Annotated in this window: 17 protein-coding genes; 10 read left to right on the plus strand and 7 right to left on the minus strand. The window is 66.8% G+C overall.

Annotated elements, in window-relative coordinates; translation table 11 throughout:
• Nucleotides 1-94: 94 nt before the first annotated feature.
• The 5 genes from ACIPQB_RS04225 to ACIPQB_RS04245 all read right to left on the minus strand — a co-directional run bounded on the left by ACIPQB_RS04225 (nt 95) and on the right by ACIPQB_RS04245 (nt 7,268).
• Nucleotides 95-271, minus strand: a complete 177-nt coding sequence (locus ACIPQB_RS04225; protein WP_446483947.1) for a hypothetical protein — start codon at nt 269-271, stop codon at nt 95-97.
• A gap of 166 nt (nt 272-437) precedes the next feature.
• Nucleotides 438-890: a DUF4265 domain-containing protein gene (locus ACIPQB_RS04230; RefSeq protein ID WP_446483948.1), complete on the minus strand. Its 453-nt coding sequence runs from the start codon at nt 888-890 to the stop codon at nt 438-440.
• Nucleotides 887-3,121 (minus strand): RHS repeat-associated core domain-containing protein, encoded by a 2,235-nt coding sequence (locus ACIPQB_RS04235; RefSeq protein WP_446483949.1) that lies wholly within the window; start codon nt 3,119-3,121, stop codon nt 887-889. The genes ACIPQB_RS04230 and ACIPQB_RS04235 overlap by 4 nt, the downstream gene beginning before the upstream one ends.
• A gap of 32 nt (nt 3,122-3,153) precedes the next feature.
• A complete protein-coding gene (locus tag ACIPQB_RS04240; protein ID WP_446483950.1) occupies nt 3,154-5,094 on the minus strand; it encodes a hypothetical protein in 1,941 nt (646 codons plus the stop codon).
• Between the two features lie 140 nt (nt 5,095-5,234).
• Nucleotides 5,235-7,268: a beta strand repeat-containing protein gene (locus tag ACIPQB_RS04245; protein WP_446483951.1), complete on the minus strand. Its 2,034-nt coding sequence runs from the start codon at nt 7,266-7,268 to the stop codon at nt 5,235-5,237.
• A gap of 337 nt (nt 7,269-7,605) precedes the next feature.
• Here ACIPQB_RS04245 and ACIPQB_RS04250 point away from each other — a divergent pair, with 337 nt between their 5' ends.
• The 5 genes from ACIPQB_RS04250 to ACIPQB_RS04270 all read left to right on the plus strand — a co-directional run bounded on the left by ACIPQB_RS04250 (nt 7,606) and on the right by ACIPQB_RS04270 (nt 11,769).
• Nucleotides 7,606-7,857, plus strand: coding sequence for a hypothetical protein (locus ACIPQB_RS04250; protein WP_446483952.1), 252 nt, complete (start codon nt 7,606-7,608; stop codon nt 7,855-7,857).
• Nucleotides 7,858-8,176: 319 nt separating this feature from the next.
• Nucleotides 8,177-8,815: a hypothetical protein gene (locus ACIPQB_RS04255; RefSeq protein WP_446483953.1), complete on the plus strand. Its 639-nt coding sequence runs from the start codon at nt 8,177-8,179 to the stop codon at nt 8,813-8,815.
• Complete coding sequence (locus tag ACIPQB_RS04260) at nt 8,815-10,698, plus strand: caspase family protein (RefSeq protein WP_446483954.1); 1,884 nt, start codon at nt 8,815-8,817, stop codon at nt 10,696-10,698. The genes ACIPQB_RS04255 and ACIPQB_RS04260 overlap by 1 nt, the downstream gene beginning before the upstream one ends.
• Nucleotides 10,698-11,081 carry a hypothetical protein gene (locus ACIPQB_RS04265; RefSeq protein WP_446483955.1) on the plus strand — a complete coding sequence of 128 codons (384 nt, stop codon included), beginning with the start codon at nt 10,698-10,700 and terminating at the stop codon, nt 11,079-11,081. The genes ACIPQB_RS04260 and ACIPQB_RS04265 overlap by 1 nt, the downstream gene beginning before the upstream one ends.
• 130 nt (nt 11,082-11,211) lie before the next feature.
• Complete coding sequence (locus tag ACIPQB_RS04270; RefSeq protein ID WP_446483956.1) at nt 11,212-11,769, plus strand: hypothetical protein; 558 nt, start codon at nt 11,212-11,214, stop codon at nt 11,767-11,769.
• Between the two features lie 764 nt (nt 11,770-12,533).
• Here ACIPQB_RS04270 and ACIPQB_RS04275 read toward each other — a convergent pair.
• Nucleotides 12,534-13,715: a citrate synthase gene (locus tag ACIPQB_RS04275; RefSeq protein WP_446483957.1), complete on the minus strand. Its 1,182-nt coding sequence runs from the start codon at nt 13,713-13,715 to the stop codon at nt 12,534-12,536.
• A 77-nt stretch (nt 13,716-13,792) separates the two neighbouring features.
• Between ACIPQB_RS04275 and ACIPQB_RS04280 the strand changes: the two genes are divergently transcribed.
• From ACIPQB_RS04280 to queG, 5 genes are all read left to right on the plus strand, one after another.
• Nucleotides 13,793-14,893, plus strand: a complete 1,101-nt coding sequence (locus ACIPQB_RS04280; RefSeq protein WP_446483958.1) for a citrate synthase/methylcitrate synthase — start codon at nt 13,793-13,795, stop codon at nt 14,891-14,893.
• A 261-nt stretch (nt 14,894-15,154) separates the two neighbouring features.
• Nucleotides 15,155-16,087, plus strand: coding sequence for a cation diffusion facilitator family transporter (locus ACIPQB_RS04285; protein WP_446483959.1), 933 nt, complete (start codon nt 15,155-15,157; stop codon nt 16,085-16,087).
• Nucleotides 16,088-16,166: 79 nt separating this feature from the next.
• Nucleotides 16,167-17,624, plus strand: a complete 1,458-nt coding sequence (gene rfaE1 / locus ACIPQB_RS04290; protein WP_446483960.1) for a D-glycero-beta-D-manno-heptose-7-phosphate kinase — start codon at nt 16,167-16,169, stop codon at nt 17,622-17,624.
• 113 nt (nt 17,625-17,737) lie between these two features.
• The gene (fzlA, locus tag ACIPQB_RS04295) at nt 17,738-18,424 is read left to right on the plus strand and encodes an FtsZ-binding protein FzlA (protein WP_446483961.1); all 687 of its coding nucleotides are present in this window, start codon (nt 17,738-17,740) and stop codon (nt 18,422-18,424) included.
• Nucleotides 18,405-19,541 (plus strand): tRNA epoxyqueuosine(34) reductase QueG, encoded by a 1,137-nt coding sequence (gene queG, locus ACIPQB_RS04300; protein WP_446483962.1) that lies wholly within the window; start codon nt 18,405-18,407, stop codon nt 19,539-19,541. Before fzlA ends, queG begins: the two co-directional genes overlap by 20 nt.
• Before the next feature lie 12 nt (nt 19,542-19,553).
• On the opposite strand, the gene ACIPQB_RS04305 is transcribed toward queG, so the two are convergent.
• A partial coding sequence (locus ACIPQB_RS04305) for a transposase (RefSeq protein ID WP_446483963.1) occupies nt 19,554-19,777 on the minus strand: 224 nt, incomplete at its 5' end.

Raw genomic sequence — 19,777 nt, forward strand, 5'->3', positions numbered from 1 at the left:
CCGGCACCCGCGACGATCTGTGGTGCCGTGAACACGGGAACAGCCCCCTCAGGTTGGGGCGATCGGCGCCGCGTCGGCTACCTGAAGGATGGCCTCAGCCGGCCTTCACCACGACCACGAACGCCGTCATGGCCACCGATATGATCACCGTCAGGCCGGCGAGCTGGATCCAGAACGCCTTCACCATCGCGCGCTCGATCGCCACCGTCTGCGTCTCGATGGCGGCGACGAGGCGGTCGCCAGGTTGGGGCGTGGTCTGCGAAGGCGTCATGCGAATGCCCTTTCGATCCGAGGCCAGGCTACACCCGATGCGATTATCGACAAAACCACGACGCTCGTGGAGCGCACCACCACAAGGCGCCGTAGCGAGCGATCGTCGCAGCCGGCGTTACCGGTATGGGTCGCGGACACGCAATGATGCTGCGCATGACCAACCACTAATCATTGCCAAAATAATGCGCTTCTTCGAACTCCCAGACACCCGCATTTTCGTTTTCCTGAAGGACATCATACACGCCCTGCACAGCGTCTAAACTTGGAACGTCTAGTGAATATAATTGCTGATCGCCGGTAGCGCCCTCGTAACTACACCCGCACGCCTCAAGCTTCGGCCAATATTTTAAAAAATAGTCATGACCCTTTCCGGTCGGCAGCATAACTCTATAAGTCGAGTGCCCCCCTCGTTCAGCCACAGAGATGAAGGTCAGGTCGCCATTCTGTGAGCGAGCCAAAACCTTGTCGCCAAAGCTGACGCCGTAGACCTGGAATGGGGAATTATCCAAAACATATAAATCATCTTCTAAGGGTGTGGCCCAAAGCCTCTCAATCTCAAACCCATTTCGAGCATCATCGCCAGATAAATGGAAAGCAATTTTGACAAGTTTCGTCATAGCGAAATTCCAAACTTATCTTTCACCCAATCCCATACCGGCTTCGCCCCCTTGCTTTGATTGCACGAAGCGCAGCCGTCATTGTTATTTCCAGAAGTATTATTACCGCCGCGAGATTTAGCAACGCCGTGATCTTGCTGGGCGCTATTGGGCTTGCCCGGTTGGGAGGTCATCGGTTTCCCGCAATATGTGCATGGCTTCCCCTCGGTGCGCGCCTTATCGGCTGCCGTCGCAGGACGGAATCGCTTTCCGGCCCCTGGTCCACCTGAAGAGGTATTAACTGGCTTTCCGTCAGACCCTGTCACCGTTCCATCGGGGTTAGCCACGGCCGTCGGCGGTTTTGCCTCGTCATTGCGATGGATAAATTTGTCGATAAGGGCGCCCCCGCCCACAACTATGCCCGAAATTGCAACGCCATCAGCAACACCGCCGAGGAAAGCTCCAACTGCGGCACCCTCGAAACAGCCGATCTCGATTGTAATTCCGCAACCTATTGCCGCGCCGGCGGCCACGCCGTCATTACCTGTGGGATCGCTCCGATTCAGAGGATCGTTATCGACGTAGGCGTACCAGTTCAGCCCATCCCCATATCCAATCGGATCTGTCTGGAGAAACCGCCCCAAGGTCGGAGAATAGGCCCGGGCCTTGTAGTGGTACAGCCCCAGTTCGGGAATCCAGGCCTGGCCGGTGTACTGGAAGCGGCCGAGGTTGCCGGCGGCGGGGATGCCGTATTCGTCATAGGTGTTGGTGGCGATCGAGGTCCCGGCTGCGTTGGTCACCGCGACGATCGAGCCTTGCGGATCGGCCAGCAACCAGCGCGGATCGGTGGTGCCCGCCCCTTCGAACCAGACCAGCGGCTCGTCGGTCCCAGGGCCGGGAATGTAACGGCGCACCAAGGCGCCGCCGCCGTCATACTCGGCCGCCAGGTCCGGCCCCGAATAAACCAGGTTGGTGGTCGTCGTACCGGCCGTGATCTGCCCAAGCCGCCCGGTGGGCTCATAGCTCAGCAGAGCGGTCGCGCCGCCGGGCGGGCTGGCGCAGTTGATCGCGCCGGTCCAGACGCCGGTGAGATTGTTGAGCAGGTCATAGCAATAGGTCTTGGCCCCATCGCTGCTCAGATTGCCGCGGGCGTCGTAGGCGAGCGTCGTCCCGGCCGCGGTGGCGTATTGGTTGAGGCCATTGACGGTGTAGCTCTTGGCCGCCTGGGCGCTGCTCCACTCGTAAAGGCTGCTGGCGGCCGTGCGGGTCTTGACCTGGCCGGCGGCGGTGTAGGCGAAGGTCCAGGTCGCGCCTGCGTTGGGGCAAGTCGTCGCGTGGCTCAGGCAGGTGAGCCGCGAGGCGGCGTCATAGCCGTAGCTGGTGGTCAGGCCGTTCAGCCGGCTCAGGCTCGAGCGACGACCCAGGTTGTCATAGGCGAAGGCGACCAGCGCGCTGTTGTCGGACATCTTGATCGCGGTCGCCGCCCCGACCTTGTCATAGGCATAGGTGACGTAGAAACTATCAGGCCAGATGATCCGGGTGCGATGGTTGGCCAGGTCGTACCAGTAGGCCAGGGTCTTGCCGTTGGTGGTTTCGGACGTCATCCGCCCCAGGCCGTCATAGGTCGCCTTGGCCACGGCGCCGGCATAGGTCGCCGAGGTCCGGCGGCCCAGGTTGTCGTAGACGTAGGTTTCGCCGCGCAGGCCATTATTGGCGCGGTTCAAGGCGTCATAGGTGAAGATCACCGGCGAGGTTTCGAAGCGCCGCCGCCAGCTGGTGCGGTTGTTGGCGGCGTCATAGCCGTATTCCTCGTAGTCGGCGATCGAGCTCGCGCAGCAGGTCGGGTTGGGATAGCGGACCTTGGCCAGCCGATCCAAGCCGTCGTACTCGTAGGTGGTCAGGTTGCCCTTGCCGTCGGCGACCGTCTGCTCCTGGCCGTTGGCGGTATAGGTGACGGTCTTCTCGATCCGTGAAGCGTAACCGCTCGGAGCCAGATAGCCGCTGGTCACCTGGGTCACCCGGTTGGCGGCGTCGTATGCGGTGTAGGTGATGCGATCGGGGCCGTCGGTCCCGGTGGTCCCCAGACTGCAGGCCTCCGGAGCCGAACCGAACGTGGCCGGGTTCATCCGCACCGCCGTGCAGGTTCGGCGGCCCGCCGCGTCATAGGCGTATTGGGTGACGCTGGTGACCGTCTCGGCCTGGGCGGAAGCCGCCGACATCCCCAGCAACAGGGCCAGGGCCCAAGCCTTCACGCGCCCCAAACCCTTGCTCCCCCCGTCGGTGATCATGGCTGGCCCGCCTCGGTCTTGATCAGTTGGCCGGTCGGGCCATAGGTGCTGCGAGTGAAGGCCAGCGGCGCAAAGCTGCTCATCGCCGTGTCCGATTGACCGGTCGCCGTGCCCGTCTCGCTCAGCGTCACCAGCCCGTCGGCCCTATAGGTCGTGCGGCTGGCGCGATAGAGCAGCGGTCCGGTCCCGTCCGGGTCGGGCCCGATCTCGCCGATCTTCCAGCGCGAGGCGTCGTAATAGGTCCGGGTGGTGTCGGCTGAGCCCGCCAGCGGACCATCGGTGCTGATCACGTCGCCACGGTCATTGTAGGCGTAGGTCGTGGTTGCCGACAGCGAGCTGTCGCCCGACCGCGTAGTGGTCGACAGCAGCCGCACGTTGTTGGCGACATTGCTCGGCTCATAGGCGTAGCTGGTGACGACCTCGTCGGCCTTGCCGACGCACGGAGCCGGCGTGGTTCCAACGGCCGGTCCCTGGGTCTGGCAGGTCGAGGTCTGGGTCAGCCGCCAGACCGGCGCGGCCGCCGCCTGCAGGACCCCGCCGCGCACGTACATCGCCGTGAACTGGCCATAGGCGTAGCGGGTCTGGGGACGCACCGCGCCGGAGACCGGGGCTGGCCCCGTCACCGTCAGCACCCCGCCATGGACCGGGTCATAGGTGAAGTCGGTCTGATTGCCGCGCGCGTCCTTCACCCAATCGGGCTTGTCGCAGACCCTGCTGCTGGCGCAGACCGAGCCATAGGACGCGCGGACCACGACCGTCGGCGCGCCTGAGCTTGGCTTGGGATAGTCCCATTTGGCCGTGACGTTGCGATAGGCGTCGTATTCGTAGACCGTGCGATTGCCTTCGGGATAGGTGATGCCGGTCAGCAGACCATGACCCTGGCCCTGGTTGTCAGCGCTATACTGGAAGGTGGTGGTCTTGCCAGGGTCCGAAGCGGTGGCCCCGATCGTGTCGCTGATGATCAGCTGGGTCTTGTAGCGCGACACCACGATGCGTTTATCGCCAAGCGGATCGGTGACGGTGGCGGTGGTGATCCAGTCGGTCGGATTGTTGCTGGCGTCACGCTCGTCGATGACGTCGGCATAGCCGTAGGTCCATGTACCCACCCCGTCGCTGAAGGCGGTGACCCGTCGCTTTCCCAGTGCGGAGGTCGTGACCGTGTAGACCCGCGCCGCCCCCCCGGCCGGACTATTGACGGTGAAAGTCATCGGCGAACCGGTGGTGGAAGAGCTCGTAAGGGTCCGGCCCAGCGTCGCCTGATTGGCGAAGGTCGAGCCCGAGCAGGCGGTCGCGGTGCAGCCGCCGCCGGTCAGGTTGGCGGCCACGGCCCCCGTCGACGACATTTGTGAAAAGGTCCCGATCAGCGCGTAGCCCAGACTGCTTTCGACCTTCTGGAGATTGCCAAATCCGGTGTCGGGCTGGTCGTAGGTAAAGGTCAGGACCTCGCCGGAGGGATAGGTCACGCTCTTGAGCGTCGAGCGCACCACGTTGGTTCGCGTATAGTTCGGTTCGGTCCAGGCGAACCGGGCGACGGTCCCGTTGGGCAGGATGTACAGAAAATCGGTCCCGTCGTCGGCGATGGACCCGTTGAGCGAGCCCATGCTGACGCCCTGGGCGGCCAAGCCGTTGAACGCTTCGGTGCGCCCCATGAACGACACCGTGGTCGTCAGGCTGGTGCTGGAATATCGCTGCTCCAGGTAGGAATAGAGCGAGTTATAGGGCGAGCCGGCGCGCAGGACCTGGGTCTCGGAAAGGCCTCCCGGTCCCGAAGGGCCAATGTTGTTGATGTTCTGGCTCGGCGTGGCGGCGCCGCTGATCAGGTCCACGCCGTTGGCGTCCACGGCCGAATGCTGCGGCGGTGGGATGGCGACATCTTGCGCTGACGCTGCCGGGCCAAAGGAGAGCGTCGCATAGGCCAGGAGCAGGGACAGCGCCATGCGAGCAAAACCAGCGCTGCTCAGCGACACGGATGGGTGACTTCTCAAGGCGGAGTTCCAGCGATTGGCTCTGAGGACGGCGCGACCGGCCAAATGGCGGTCGCGAGCGGCGTTTTCTGCACCATGGGGGCGTCGCACGATCACGACCCTTCGACGCTGACGTTCACCGTCGCGGTCGAGGACGCGCCGCGTCCATCGGTGATCGTGTAGGTGAAGCTGATGTACTTGAACTCGCCGGTGGAGAACTTGCTGACCAGCGGCGCGGTATAGGTGATGTGATTGCCATTGATCGTGGCCGATCCGACCCCGCCGAAGGTTGCGCCGCCGGTGCGGACGGGCGTGCTCGCCGCGGTGATCGTCAGCGGATCGCCGTCCGGATCATTGTCGTTGCCCAGGACATAGAAATCCTGGGTTTCGTTTTGCAGCATGCCGTAGCCGTCATTGGTCGCGACTGGCGCATGATTGACGGGCGCGGCGATCGTGACCGACACGCTTGCCGCTGAACTGGTCCCGCCCGGTCCGGTCGCGGTGTAGGTAAAGCTGTCGGAGCCGGAATAGCCGCTGGTCGGCGTATAGGTCGCCGTCGTCCCCGAGATCGAGGCAGAACCGTGCGACGGACCGGCGGCCACGGCGAGCGAGCTGTAGACCCCGCTCGGTGACAGCCCGATGTTGACCGCGGTGTTGTAGGCCGTGCTGGCCGAGACAGCCGACACCGTCGGGGCCGGGTTGCCCACCGTGACGCTGACCGTGGCCGCGGCGCTGGTCCCGCCGGGCCCGGTGGCGGTGTAGGTGAAGCTGTCGGAGCCGGAATAGCCGCTGGTCGGCGTATAGGTCGCGGTCGTGCCGGAGATCGAGGCCGAGCCGTGCGACGGGCCTGCGGCCACCGCCAGCGAAGTGTAGACGCCGCTGGGCGACAGCCCGATGTTGGCGGCGGTGTTGTAGGCGGTGCTGGCCGAGACGGCCGCCACCGTCGGGGCCGGGTTGCCCACCGTGACGCTGACGCTGGCCGCCGCGCTCGTGCCGCCCGGACCGGTGGCGGTGTAGGTGAAGCTGTCTGAGCCGGAATAGCCGCTGGTCGGCGTGTAGGTCGCCGTCGTCCCGGAGATCGAGGCCGAGCCGTGCGACGGGCCGGCGGCCACCGCCAGCGAAGTGTAGACGCCGCTGGGCGACAGGGCGATCGCCTTGGCGGTGTTGTAGGCGGTGCTGGCCGAGACCGCCGCCACCGTCGGGGCCGGGTTGCCCACCGTGACGCTGACCGTGGCCGCGGCGCTGGTCCCGCCGGAGCCGGTCGCGGTATAGGTGAAGCTGTCGGAGCCGGAATAGCCGCTGGTCGGCGTATAGGTCGCGGTCGTGCCGGAGATCGAGGCCGAGCCGTGTGACGGGCCGCTGGCGACCGCCAGCGAGCTGTAGAGGCCGCTGGGCGACAGCCCGATGTTGGCGGCGGTGTTGTAGGCGGTGCTTGCGGACACGGCCGCGACCGTTGGAGCGGCGGCATTGGCCACGGTGATCGACACCGTAGCCGCTGAGCTCGTGCCGCCCGGGCCCGTCGCCGTATAGGTGAAGGCGTCGGCGCCGGAGTAATCGCTGGTCGGGGTGTAGGTCGCCGTCGTTCCGGAGATCGAGGCCGAACCGTGCGACGGCGTTGCGGCGACCGCCAGCGACGTATAGACGCCGCCCGGCGCCAGGGTGATGGCCTTGGCGGTGTTGTAGGCGACGCTGGCCGAAACCGCGCCAGCGCTTGGGGCGGGCGGATTGGCGATGGTGACGCTGATGGTCTGGACCGGCGAGTTCCCGCCCGGTCCGACCGCATGATAGGTGAAGCTGTCGGCTCCGTAGTTGGAGCCCGAAGCAGTGTAGGTCGCGGTCGTGCCGGAGATCGTCACCGAGCCCTTGGTCGGGGCTGTGTCGGTGACCGCGTTGTTGACCTGGCCCGAGACCGGCAGGGCCAGGTTGGCCGAGCCGCCGAACGGCACGGACAACGAACCGGCGGCCGCGCCCGGAGCGGGATAGCTCACCGACAGCGCCGTGCGATTGCCTGCCGCGTCATAGCCGTAGGTGACGGTGTTGGCCGGCCGGGCGACCGTCGTCACCTGACCCTGGAGGTCATAGTTGTAGGTGGTCGTCACCTGAGCTGAGGCGGGCCCAGCCGCCGCCACCAGGGCGAGCGCGCCCAAGCAGGTCGCGACCTGCGACCACCGACAAAAAGCCACCTTGCACCGCCCCCGATTGCGCAGCTTGACCGTAGAGATGTGTTTTCCAGGGCGCAACCGGCGGACGAAGGAATTTTCCGCTTCGCCTCGAACAAAGGCGCCATGCCATGGTGCGGCTCAGTCGATCAATTCCGCTTGGCCGCTGATCGGCCAACTCTCAACGGCGTCAAGCTGAGCCGCGTGTGGACGGGCCGGGCGTCGGCCGGTAGGCTCAACCGCTCCTCCACCAGGACCAAGGTCCGATAGCCAGTCCTCGATGCGAAGATCCACAGCGCTCCGCCCTGAGGCCCACCCTCGCCGTATGGCGGTCGCCTCCTTCGGCGGCCAAGTCGCGATCGTGCTGATCGCCGGGCTGTTGGTCGCTCGTCCAGCAGAAGTGGCGATCTCGCCCCCCGCCGTCAGCGTCACCCTGGTCGCAGGGTTGCAACCCGGCAAGAACCCGCTGGGTAGCGGGCATGCGCTATCCGCTAATGCACTTTGCGATGTGCGCCATGGCGGCCTTGATCCGGTGTTCCGACGAACCCGGGCCTTGGTACATCAACCAGTTCAGTAGAACGCCAGCGTCGTTCATATACGGCGCGCGCTCATCAAGTTTGGCTTGGACGCCGGCTGTTCGGCGAGACGACGCACTGGGCCTGTACCCGTGTGCCGCCGCATCCTGCTGGACAAGATACCGATGCCATTCGTCCCGCGTCGCGAACGAGCGGCCTTCGACATCGGCTTGAATTCCCTGCCACCAGCTCATGGCTAAGCCTTCTTGGCCCGGCCCTTGGCTGCCGGGCGTAACCAGCTCGCGTGGAAAGGTTCAATAGAGGCCGACACCCGGAATCATGGTGAGATGATCTGCTGTCAAACGAGCGGTGCAAGCAGAAATGGCTGAGTCGCAGGAACGGGAAGCGCGGAGTTATTTCGCGTACGACGACGAAACCCGCGCATTTCTGGGCAGCCAGCTCCGGGTGTTCGCGGAGCTCCAGAAAGCCGTTGTTGGCAAGTACCTGCGCCCTGAAAACACCCAGCGTTTCCGGCATGGTGGAGGGTGGAACAATCCGGCGAATCCACAGGCGCCGGAGGTGAAGTGGCACACTCACTCAGCGGAGACGGCCATTCGCTTTGAAGACATCGCCAACAACGATCTTTCGATAATCAACAGCACGTTTGCCGCCTTCAAGGAGGCCATGGAGCGGCAATTTGCGGAGATGCTCTATTCGACCGTGTCTGAGGCGGCTGGGCAGGTCGGCAATGTGGTCGACGCCCAAGCTCAGCCATCGCTGGCCGACGCCTTCATGGCGACCATCGAAAAAATAGAATTCATGGCGGACAAGAACGGTGAAGTGAGCCTCCCAGAGCTGCATGTGCATCCCGAGACCGGAGCGAAAATGATGGCGGCGCTAGAGGCGGCGCCGCAGGAATTCAAAGACCGGCTTGAAGCCTTGAAGGCTCGCAAATCGGAGGAAGCGCTTGCCCGAGAAGTCGAGCGCAAGGCCAAGTTCGTTCGATACGGGCCTGCGTGATGCGAGTCCTGATTGCGATTGGCTGCAACGCCTACGACCATCAGAATCCCCTCACCGGTGCCGAGGGCGACGCGCAGAGGATATTCGACACACTCACCCGACCCGAGCTTGGTGATTATGACCGGGCTAGGTCACGGCTTCTTCTTTCCCCTTCGTCGGGCGAGGTTCGTGATGCGCTGCGGGCGGTTCTGTTCTCGAACGGCGCCGTCGATACTTTCACGTTCTTTTTCGCCGGCCATGGCGGGGTTCGAGGCGGCAGTTTCTACATGCTCGTCCAAGATTCGATCTCGACCGCTCTTTCGTTCTCGGCCATCTCGCTTTCGGATCTGTTCCTGGCGCTCAACGAAGCCGCGCCCTCGCAAAGCAATATCATTATCGACGCCTGCGAAGCTGGCGGCCTTATCTCGGACCTGAATACCCTGCTCAAATCCAATGTGCTGGGCGATGCTGACACGCCGGGCGTCACGCTCGTGGCAACCGCGGCCCAGGACCAGTACTCGGGCGAAACCGCGGCAGGTGGTTTTGGCACCAACGCCATTTTGGACTGCATCGAAGGGCGGGCGCTGGTGCAAGACACGACCAGTGCGCTGGACTTGGTCGAGATCGGGAGACACGTCTCAACCACGTTGCGCGCATCGACCGACCAAACCCCCGTCGTCTGGGGCCTCAACCTCTATGGACCTCCTCGGTTCTGCCGGAATCCCCGCTTTGGCGCCGATCCATCCAGGCCGTTGCGCGAGGTTCTTCAGGCTTGGCCGGCGGCGAGCGACACAGCCGTGCGCGCGAACTACGATGCACTGTGGCGAGCGTATGCATCGACCAGCGGCGTGTGGAATGCGAGGGAGTTTACGACGGTCGTCAAATCCGCCATCGCCCCCCTGGTGGCGACGCCGGAAGCACTCGCCGGGTTCGTCGAGCGTCTGGGAGCAGCGGTCCAGGAACGGGCTCAGTTATCCGACGATGTGTTTCGACCGGCGTTGACGGGTGCGGCGCTCGCCGTGTGCCTGATGCCGCACCTTGGTCATGAATTGATCCGGCGGCAGGTGCGCGCTCTTCAATCTGAGATCGGCGGCACGCTGATCGCGGCAGCCCGGCATCTCTGCGACGATCTTGAGGAAGATCGTTTTGTGCTCCTTGCACGTAGGGGCGGAGGGCTCGCGGATCTCTTCTACCTGCCCTTGAGAATTGCGAACGTCCTTGGTTGGACAGTTGCTGCTCGATGGATGTTTGACGACGGTGCTCCTCAACGGGATGAGGCGGCTGAGGCGTTTGCAAGGGTCCTTCGACTCGTCCTGACGCACTATTCCGGCTCGGTGGTTGCCATGAGCGACGCGCAGGCCCCCTGTTGGGCGGTAGCTCTGGCTGGTGCAAGGGAGTTGGGTCTAGTCGACGAAGCCGAGGCGCTCGCCGGGCTGCTCTTCGGTTCACTGACGGACTGCGGAGGGCAAATTGCCCGTGATGACATACCGGCCGATACGGTCCTGAACTACTTGCTGGCCCGCAGAAGTGGCACCTTTGACCGCGCTCCCGATCTTGTCGAGCGCCCTGCCGAGACGACAGCGGTGCTTCTTCGTGCTGCAAGCCTACTGGGCCTCAGCGACATCTTCGACCAAAGCATGTGGGAGTTGGATGGCCACGCCTTTACGGCATACCTGCCAGGAGACTTTACGCACTTCGATGAAGAGCGAATGGATGGCGGCACTAACCTCATCTGGACAGTTGGCCATGATGTGTTTCGAGTGGCCGATGTCGTCAATGCGTGGCCATCTTCCGAGGCGCAGCCTGAAAACGCGATAGTGGCAGCCAACGCAATCCTGTCGTCGTTGCTCTTCCTTGATCGAACACCCTGGTTTGCGTTTGCCCCCCCAAGTCGGAGCAAGTGATGTCCCAACGCGAGAATGACGAGGGCGAACGGGATTTTCGGGGCGTGTTAGGCGACACCAGTGACTACGTAGATTTAACCCTCGGCGCTATCGAGATGGTTTTGCCGAACGGGCATTACATTCTGGAGGAAGATTATCGCGTCTCTGGCGAGGTCTGGCGCGTGCATAAGGGGGATGCCGATCCCTACCCATCGAATCCACACGCACATTGCGTCGGTGGCGCGAAGAGGTTCGTCGGGCTAACCCTGCACCTTGGCACGGCGGAACTCTACGATGGCCGGAAAGCCTTGGGGAGGTTTCTAAGCCCTCACCAGTTTGACCGGCTGATTGAGATGATCAGACCCAAGTTTCCCAGCATAACACTACCACTCCCGACAGCTTAGGCATCGGCTTCCATCTAAATCTCCCTGTCCTACCCAATGATCTCGGTCGAGAAACGTCGATTTCTTGACATTGCCGAATAGCAGCGTTCCGCCCATATCGAATCTGCTCATCAACAGGAGAGGAGAGAAAATGACGCCACAACCTATCACTACCCTGCTCGACCCGACAGGTATGAAGGCTGATTACCTGAGCTCGATGCCGATCGGGGCCATTGCCATGGAACTGGCGAAGCAACAGACGTCAGCCGCGCCGGGCATTGGCATGATCGTCAAACTTGGGGACGCGGAGGGACTGCTGCCCTTCACACCCTGGACCACTCTTGGTCTTGCGCCTGGCCAGCTCTACGAACTTCACGGTGAACTCGGGGTCCAGATCACGGACGTCGAGGTGACCACCGAGATAGACCTAACGCACGCTGCCCCGTATATTCTACCAGGGCCACCGACAGGTCTCTGTCCGCCGCGCCTCACGCCGCAGATCGCCCAGACCGTAGCGGATCCGCCTAACCCAGACAGAGCTCTGATCCTTGCCGTGCGCTCGCCCAACCAAGGTCCCTACTGGATGGGCTACGATCTGCATGGCAATGCAGTGAGTTACTTCTCGTCCGGCAAGGACAAGACGTTTGTGTTCGACAGCTGGGTGCTGGTGTTGGCACGAGCAGGCCGACGCTACGAGATCCGCATTTAGGCCCGAAACGAGAAAAAGCACCGTCGGCGCCGACGCGACCTTCGGACGCTCAGATGGTTGCCATCAGCAAGTGTCGTTTCTGGTGAACACACGCCCCTGTGGCGCGAGCCTTTGCGGGCAAAGGGGGCGTCACCACAAGGGCGTGTGTCGGGAACCCTAAATGGCGACCGACAGCTTGTGTCGGTTCAGGATAGCGCCCGACCGCATGCGTAACCCCCGCATGCCTGCTGACCGATCCGCCTGCCTTCAGCGCCGGAGCTTCGTCACGACCAGGGTGAGCCTGCATCCGATCCGTCCCGAAGACGTCTCCCGAGGGAAACGCGGCGGACCAGCCTTCCCGCTCGTCCACCCCTGAAAACCGCAGCGGTCGCCGTACGTGCGCCCTCCCCGTGCTCTCAGGTGAGGACATTATCGGGCCAGCCTGGGAGGGTGAGGATCGAAAAAAGTGAGAAAATCGCAAGGCGTTGATTTCGTTGAGTTCGACCGCCCTCCATCCCCGTGAACCGCGGGGATGGAGCACCGCAACACGCCGCGCGCCTCCCCAATCCGATCATCCCCGCGCAGGCGGGGACCCAAACTGAGTCCAGGATTTCACACCGAACCTGAAGCGGCCAACGCCGCTTGGGCCCCCGCCTGCGCGGGGATGATCGGGCGTGGGGCGGTGCAATCCTTCATCCGATCTCGTTCCGCGAGGCGGCCTTCTCCCGTAAGGCAAACGGAGATCGCGTCGCCGCCTGACCCGCCAGACGTCAGGTTCAGGCCGTTTAGGTCCCCGTCTTCGCCGGCGCGATCGATGCAGGAGCGCGCGGAACTTCCCCCACATACCGCGCCCGGGGCCGGATCAGCTGCCCGGTCTGCAGCTGCTCGATCGCGTGGGCGTGCCAGCCGGCCATGCGGCCGACGGCGAACAGGCTGAACGGGGCGTCGGCGGGGAGGGCCAGCGTCTGGGCCAGGGCGACCAGGGCGAAGTCGATGTTCGGGGGCTGGCCGGTGGCGGCCTCGGTTTCGCGGCGCAGGTCGGCCAGGTCCTGGGGAACCGCGAAGGCCTCCAGCAGCGCCGTCGCCCGCGGGTCGCCGTCGGGATAGAGCGGATGGCCAAAGCCCGGGGTCGGCGCGCCCTGGGTCAGGCGCTCGGCCACGGCCCGGCCGGGCCCGCGCCGCCGGGCCTCGTCGGCGAACGCCTCGACCCGCGCCGCCATGCCCCCGTGCAGCGGCCCCGACAGCGCCGCCAGGCCGGCGAGGGACGCCGCGGCCAGGGAGGCGCCGGTCGAGGCCGCCACCCGCACCGCGAAAGTCGAGGCGTTGAGCTCATGGTCGGCCAGCAGCACCAGGGCCCGGCGCACCAGGTCCGCGCCGGCCGCATCGAGGCGCCAGGCTTGGGCCAGGCGGTGGTGGATCGGGCCCTCGCCCAAGGCGCCGGCCACCGCGTCGGCGGCGGCCTCCAGCAGGCCGGCGGCTTCCAGGGCCAGGGCCAGCGGGGCCCGGCCGCGGGCCGGCGGGTCGAGGCCGGCCCGCATCGCCAGAGTCGAGAACAGCCGGGCCGGCGGGGTGTCGCCCTTCTTCGGTTTGCGCGGCTCGGGGCCCTTGAGCGGCGCGCCGTGGCCGCCGCGCAGCAGCCGCGCGGTCTGTTCCAGGCTGTGCATGCGGGCCAGGTCGACGGCGTCCTGGCCGCGATAGAACAGCCGGCCGCCGATGACCGTGGTGATCGCCGACGGCAGGACCGGCTCGCCCCAGGCGATGGCCTCGGCCGCCACGTCGGCGGCGCGGCGGCCGCGGGCCTTGCGGGCGGCCAGGGCGGCGATGTCGGCGGCGCGGTAGAGGCTGCGGCGGGGGTCGTCCGGATGGGCGGCGGCGGCCACCCGGCCGCGGCTGACATAGGCGTACAGCGTCTGGGCCCGAACCCCCAGGGCCGCCATCGCCTGCTCCGCCTCGATCCAATCGGTCATTCACATTGATTATATTGATCAAGATTGACGATCAAGTCGTCCGAGCATGGGATTGGCGGCGAAAGGAGACTTCATCCATGTCGCAAAGCCCCGCCCATGAAGGCCTGGAAGGCGTCGTCGCCGCCCGCACCGCGCTGTCCGAGGTCGACGGCCAGGCCGGCCGCCTGATCATCCGCGGTTACGCGGTCGAGGACCTGGCCTATCGTGCCGGCTTCGAGGACGTCGTCCACCTGCTGCTCGACGGCTTCTTCGACGACCTGCCGTCCGACCTCGCCCCGGCCCTGGGCGCGGCCCGGGTCCGGGTCTTCGCCGAGGTCGCGGCGCTCGACGAGACCCTGGCCCGGCGCGATCCGGTCGAAGCGGTCCGGGCCCTGGTCGCCCGCCTGCCCGACGGCGAGGGGCTGGACGTCGCCCTGCTGTTGATCGCCGCGCCGGCCGTCTTCACCCCGGCCGTGCTGCGGATCGCCGCCGGCCAGCCGCCGGTCGCGCCAGACCCGGCCCTGCCGCACGCCGCCGACGTGCTGCGGATGACACGCGGGGCGGCGGCTGCGGCCGGGGAGGCGAGGGCGCTGGACGCCTATCTGGCCACGGTCTGCGACCACGGCCTCAACGCCTCGACCTTCGCCGCCCGGGTGGTGGCTTCGACCCGCGCCGGCCTGACCTCGGCGGTGCTGGCCGGGCTGTCGGCCCTGAAGGGTCCGCTGCACGGCGGCGCGCCCGGTCCGGTGATCGAGATGCTCGACGCCATCGGGACCGCGGACAAGGCCGAGGCCTGGATCTCGGCGGCCCTCGACCGCGGCGACCGGCTGATGGGCTTTGGCCACCGCATCTACCGGGTGCGCGATCCGCGGGCCGACGCCCTGAAGGCGGCGCTGCGCCAGTTGGTCCAGGTCTCCGGCGCCGCGCCCGGCCGCCTGGCCCTGGCCGAGGCCGTCGAGCAGGCGGCGCTGCGGATCCTGCGCGAGCGCAAGCCCGGCCGGCCGCTGGACACCAATGTCGAGTTCTATACCGCCCTGCTGCTGGAAACCCTGGGCCTGCCGCCGGCCAGTTTCACCGCCGTGTTCGCCATGGGCCGCACGGCCGGCTGGATCGCCCACGCCCGCGAACAGCGGGCGACCGGCAAGCTGATCCGCCCGCAGTCGGTCTATGTCGGGCCCAGGACGAAGGCGGCGGCGTAGGGGGCGGTGAACAGTTCAGTGTTTAGCGCGGAGGAGCCGCCCTCGTCCTTCGACAAGCTCAGGATGAGGGCTAATGGTAGGGCGGTGCTAATGGTAGGGCGGTTCAGTAGAATTCCTCATCCTGAGCCTGTCGAAGGACGAGGAATTCGGCCCAAGAAATTCGGCCCAGATCGTCAACTGCCCACAGCGCCTAGATCTGCGAACCGCTCGCGCGAGTCGTTCTCGCTGGGGTCGTCTCGCGGCGCTTGCTACACAGTGGGCATGTTCGCTCCCGCCCTGACCGCCGCCGAGTCCCTGGTCCTGACCCGCCGGGTCACGACCCTGTCGGTGGCGGTGGCGACGGTCCTGATCGTCATCAAGGGCGCGGCCTGGCTGGCCGGCCATTCGGTGGCCATGCTGGCCTCGCTGGCCGACAGCGGCCTGGACCTGGTCGCCTCGCTGGTGACCTTCTACGCCGTGCGCTACGCCGCCGCCCCGCCGGACGCCGAACACCGTTTCGGCCACGGCAAGGCCGAGGCCTTCGCCAGCCTGACCCAGGGCGGGCTGGTGTTCGCCTCGGCGGCGCTGATCGGCCAGGAGGCGGTGCGGGCCTTCTTCCGGGCCCGCGCGCCCGAGCACGGCGTCCTGGGCGTGGGGGTGATGGCCGTCTCGATCCTGCTGACCCTGCTGCTGATCCGCGCTCAAACGGCGGTGACGCGCCGGACGCGGTCGGTGGCGGTGTCCGGCGACCGGGCCCACTACGCCGCCGACCTGGCCGCCAACGCGGTGTCCCTGGTCGGCATCGCCGCGGCCGGCCTGCTGGGCCTGGCCTGGGTCGACGCCGCCGCCGGCCTGCTGGTGGCGCTGTGGCTGCTGTGGGGGGCGATCGGGGTGTTCCGCGAGGCGTCGCACCAGCTGATGGACCACGAACTGCCGCTGGCCGACCGCGAGCGGATCATCGGCCTGATGACCGCCGATCCGCGGGTGCTGGGCGTCCATCAGGTGCGAACCCGGGCCTCCGGCCCCTACATGCACGTCCAGGCCCATATGGACCTGGATCCGGCCCTGCCGCTCAGCGCCGCCCATGCGGTGATGGTGGCGGCCGAGAAGCGGGTGCTGGAGGCTTTTCCGGCCGCCGACATCCTGCTGCACCCCGATCCGCGGGGCGTCGCTGAGCCGCACGGCGGGGCGTTCAGCGAGAGCGCGCCGGCCTGAACCGACGCCGGACGCTTGCGCACGGGCTCGGGCGGGGCCAAATGGCGGCGACGTTTCGAACTGGACGAGCCGACACCCGATGGACGACACCCTGGCCAAGCTGCCGAGAGCCTTTGCGGGCGCCGCCGTGCTGGTGCTGGGCGACGTCATGCTCGACCGCTTCGTCTATGGCGCGGTCGACCGCATCTCGCCCGAAGCGCCGGTGGCGGTGATCGCCGTCGAGCGCGAGACGGTGATGCTGGGCGGGGCCGGCAATGTGGCCCGCAATGTCGCGGCCCTGGGCGGGCGGGCGGTGCTGATCGGGGTGATCGGCGACGACGAGGCCGGCCGCACCCTGGTCGGACTGATCGACCGCGAACCCAGCCTGGACTCGGCCCTGATCGTCGACTCCGCCCGCCGCACCACCGAGAAGACCCGCTACATCTCCGGTTCACACCAGATGCTGCGCGCCGACCGCGAGGATCGCGGCGACGCCGACGCCGCGGCCCTGCTGGCGGCGTTCAAGACCCATCTGCGCGAGGTCGACGTCGTGGTGCTGTCCGACTACGCCAAGGGGGTGCTGAGCCCGCCGGTGCTGCGCGCCGCCATCGCCGCCGCCAACGCCGCCGGCAAGCCGGTGATCGTCGACCCCAAGAGCCGCGACCTGGCCCGCTATGACGGCGCCGCCCTGATCAAGCCCAACCGCCGCGAGGCCGCCGAGGCCACCGGCGTGACCGGCTCCGACGACGCGGCCGCCGCCGAGGCCGCCGACGCCATCCTGGCCGCGGCGCCCAACCTCGCCGCCGCCCTGATCACCCGCGGCGGCGCGGGCATGACCCTGGCCCAGCGCGGCCAGGCCACCGTGCACCTTCCGGCCACGGCGGTGGAGGTGTTCGACGTCTCCGGGGCCGGCGACACCGTGGCCGCGACTTTGGCGCTCGCGTTGGCCCGCGGCGCCAGCCCGCTGGACGCCGCGCGCCTGGCCAACCTCGCCGCCGGCCTGGTGGTGGCCAAGCTGGGCACCGACGTGGTCACCGCCGACGAGCTGCTGGCCCTCAGCCTCGGCGCCCACGCCGACCCGGCCCAGGACAAGATCGCCGATCTCGACCGCGCCCTGGCGGTGGTCGCCGGCTGGCGGGCCCGCGGCCTGAAGGTGGGCTTCACCAACGGCTGCTTCGACCTGCTGCACCCGGGCCACGTCTCGCTGCTGGCCCAGGCCAAGGCCGCCTGCGACCGGCTGATCGTCGCCCTCAACACCGACGCCTCGGTCCAGCGGCTGAAGGGCCCGACCCGGCCGGTGCAGACGGAGACCGCCCGGGCCACGGTGCTGGCCTCGCTGTCGTCGGCCGACCTGGTGGTGCTGTTCGACCAGCAGACCCCGCTCGACCTGATCAAGGCCTTCCGGCCCGACGTGCTGGTCAAGGGAGCGGACTACACGGTCGAGACCGTGGTCGGTTCCGACGTGGTGCTGGGCTATGGCGGCCGGGTGCTGCTGGCCGACCTCAAGCCCGGCCAGAGCACCACCAACCTGATCGGCCGGATGAACGCCAAGGCCTGAGGTGCGCCCGCCCCTAATTTGACCACGAACGCCGTCGATAAACGCCGTTCAGCAAGCTGTTGTTAAGCAAAGCGGCGCATCGATCGAACGATGCAGCCTGAATGCGCGTGGGCATGAGCGTCGATCGCACCCTTCACCATTTCCCCCTCGACCCGGCCTCGCGCCAGGTGCGCCTCGCCCTGGGCGAAAAGCGCCTGCCGTTCGTCGAGGTGCAGGTGCGCTACTGGGAATCGCCGCCCGCCTTCGTCCAGCTCAACGCGTCGGGCGTGACCCCGGTGCTGGTCGAGACCCGCCACCAGCGCACGGCGGTGATCTGCGAGAGCCGGGCCATTCTCGAACATATCGAGGAACAGGAGCCCGAACCGGCCCTGCTGGGTCGCGAGCCGGCCGAACGCGCCGAGGCGCGCCGCCTGTTGCAATGGTTCGACCGCAAGTTCGACAACGAGGTCAACGGCTTCCTGCTGCACGAGAAGATGGAAAAGCGCCTGCTGCGGCTGGGCGCGCCGGATCTGGCGTCCCTGCGCCGCGGCCGCGACGCCCTGCGCCAGCACCTGGACTATGTCGAGGGCCTGCTGAACGCCCGCGACTGGCTGGCCGGCCGGCGGATGAGTCTGGCCGACTTCGCCGCCGCCGCCCACCTGTCGGTGATCGACTATTTCGGCGACGTGCCGTGGAAGGATTTCCCGGCGACCAAGACCTGGTACATGAAGCTGAAGTCGAGGCCGGCCTTTCGGCCGATCCTGGCCGATCGCTGGCCCGGACTCGCGCCGGCCGCCCATTATGACGATCTCGACTTCTGACCACCCCCATACTGCCCTGAGAGACGAAATCCGCGCCGAGGCCCTGCGCCTGGGCTTCGACGCCTGCGGCTTCGCCAGCGCCAGCGACGCCTGGCCGAACGGCGACTGGCTGCGGCAGTTCGTGGCCGAGGGCTTCCACGGGGCGATGGGCTGGATGGCGGAGACGCTGGACCGGCGGTCCCACCCCACGGCGATGTGGACCGACGCCAGGACGGCGGTGGTGCTGGGCGTCAATTACGGACCCGAGCAGGATCCGCTGCTGGCCCTGCAGGACCCGTCGCGGGCGGCGATCTCGGCCTACGCCCAGGGCGACGATTATCACGAAGTGATCAAGAAGCGGCTGAAAGCCCTGGCCCGCTGGATGCACGGCCGGTTCGGGGGCGAGGTCAAGGTGTTCGTCGACACCGCGCCGCTGATGGAAAAGCCCCTGGCCCAGCGCGCCGGCCTGGGCTGGCAGGGCAAGCACAGCAACCTGGTCTCGCGCCCGTTCGGCTCCTGGCTGTTCCTGGGCAGCGTGCTGACCACACTCGACCTGCCGGCCGACCCGCCGGAGGTCGACCACTGCGGCTCGTGCCGGGCCTGCCTCGACATCTGCCCGACCAAGGCCTTCCCCGCGCCCTATCGGCTGGATGCGCGGCGCTGCATCTCGTACCTGACCATCGAGCTGTCGGGGCCGATCCCCGTCGAGTTCCGCGAGGCGCTGGGCAACCGGATCTACGGCTGTGACGACTGCCTGGCCGTTTGCCCCTGGAACAAGTTCGCCCAGCTGTCCAGCGAGGCGGCCTTCCACGCCCGCGAGACCCTGAAGGGTCCGTCCCTGGCGCAGCTGGTCCGGCTCGACGACGCGGCGTTCCGGGCCCTGTTCAGCAAGAGCCCGATCAAGCGCATCGGCCGCGACCGTTTCGTGCGCAACGTGCTCTACGCGATCGGCAACAGCGGCGACGCGGCCTTGATGGCGGTGGTCGAACCGCTGCTGGCCGACGCCGCGCCGGTGGTGCGCGGCGCGGCGGTGTGGGCGGCGGGGCGGCTGGCGGCGCGACAGCTCTCAAGCTTGGGCCCGCCGATCGAAGAGACGGACCAGGATGTGCTGCGCGAGTGGCGGGCGCTCGCCGGCTAGAGCATTCGTCGCTTAAGTTGACACATATCCGGCATGCCGAAAATAGTTGGCGCATTCGTCGGGGGTGAAGGCGTCGAGGACCAGCCCGATGCGGTCCCACAGATTGTCCCGGGTTCGTTCGGCGGCCTTGCGCAGCAGGGTCTTGAGCTTGGAAAACGCCATCTCGATGGGGTTGAGATCGGGCGAGTAGGGCGGCAGGAAGACCAACTGGGCGCCCCTGGCCTCGATGGCCAGCC

It is taken from the genome of Caulobacter sp. LARHSG274 (assembly GCF_052871235.1).

Excerpts from the sequence above, each read along its gene's own strand:
- ACIPQB_RS04225 (WP_446483947.1), bottom strand. The coding sequence starts at position 271 with ATGACGCCTTCGCAGACCACGCCCCAACCTGGCGACCGCCTCGTCGCC.
- ACIPQB_RS04230 (WP_446483948.1), bottom strand. The coding sequence starts at position 890 with ATGACGAAACTTGTCAAAATTGCTTTCCATTTATCTGGCGATGATGCT.
- ACIPQB_RS04240 (WP_446483950.1), bottom strand. The coding sequence starts at position 5,094 with ATGGCGCTGTCCCTGCTCCTGGCCTATGCGACGCTCTCCTTTGGCCCG.
- ACIPQB_RS04250 (WP_446483952.1), top strand. The coding sequence starts at position 7,606 with ATGGCGGTCGCCTCCTTCGGCGGCCAAGTCGCGATCGTGCTGATCGCC.
- ACIPQB_RS04255 (WP_446483953.1), top strand. The coding sequence starts at position 8,177 with ATGGCTGAGTCGCAGGAACGGGAAGCGCGGAGTTATTTCGCGTACGAC.
- ACIPQB_RS04260 (WP_446483954.1), top strand. The coding sequence starts at position 8,815 with ATGCGAGTCCTGATTGCGATTGGCTGCAACGCCTACGACCATCAGAAT.
- ACIPQB_RS04265 (WP_446483955.1), top strand. The coding sequence starts at position 10,698 with ATGTCCCAACGCGAGAATGACGAGGGCGAACGGGATTTTCGGGGCGTG.
- ACIPQB_RS04270 (WP_446483956.1), top strand. The coding sequence starts at position 11,212 with ATGACGCCACAACCTATCACTACCCTGCTCGACCCGACAGGTATGAAG.
- ACIPQB_RS04275 (WP_446483957.1), bottom strand. The coding sequence starts at position 13,715 with ATGACCGATTGGATCGAGGCGGAGCAGGCGATGGCGGCCCTGGGGGTT.
- ACIPQB_RS04280 (WP_446483958.1), top strand. The coding sequence starts at position 13,793 with ATGTCGCAAAGCCCCGCCCATGAAGGCCTGGAAGGCGTCGTCGCCGCC.
- ACIPQB_RS04285 (WP_446483959.1), top strand. The coding sequence starts at position 15,155 with ATGTTCGCTCCCGCCCTGACCGCCGCCGAGTCCCTGGTCCTGACCCGC.
- rfaE1 (WP_446483960.1), top strand. The coding sequence starts at position 16,167 with ATGGACGACACCCTGGCCAAGCTGCCGAGAGCCTTTGCGGGCGCCGCC.
- fzlA (WP_446483961.1), top strand. The coding sequence starts at position 17,738 with ATGAGCGTCGATCGCACCCTTCACCATTTCCCCCTCGACCCGGCCTCG.
- queG (WP_446483962.1), top strand. The coding sequence starts at position 18,405 with ATGACGATCTCGACTTCTGACCACCCCCATACTGCCCTGAGAGACGAA.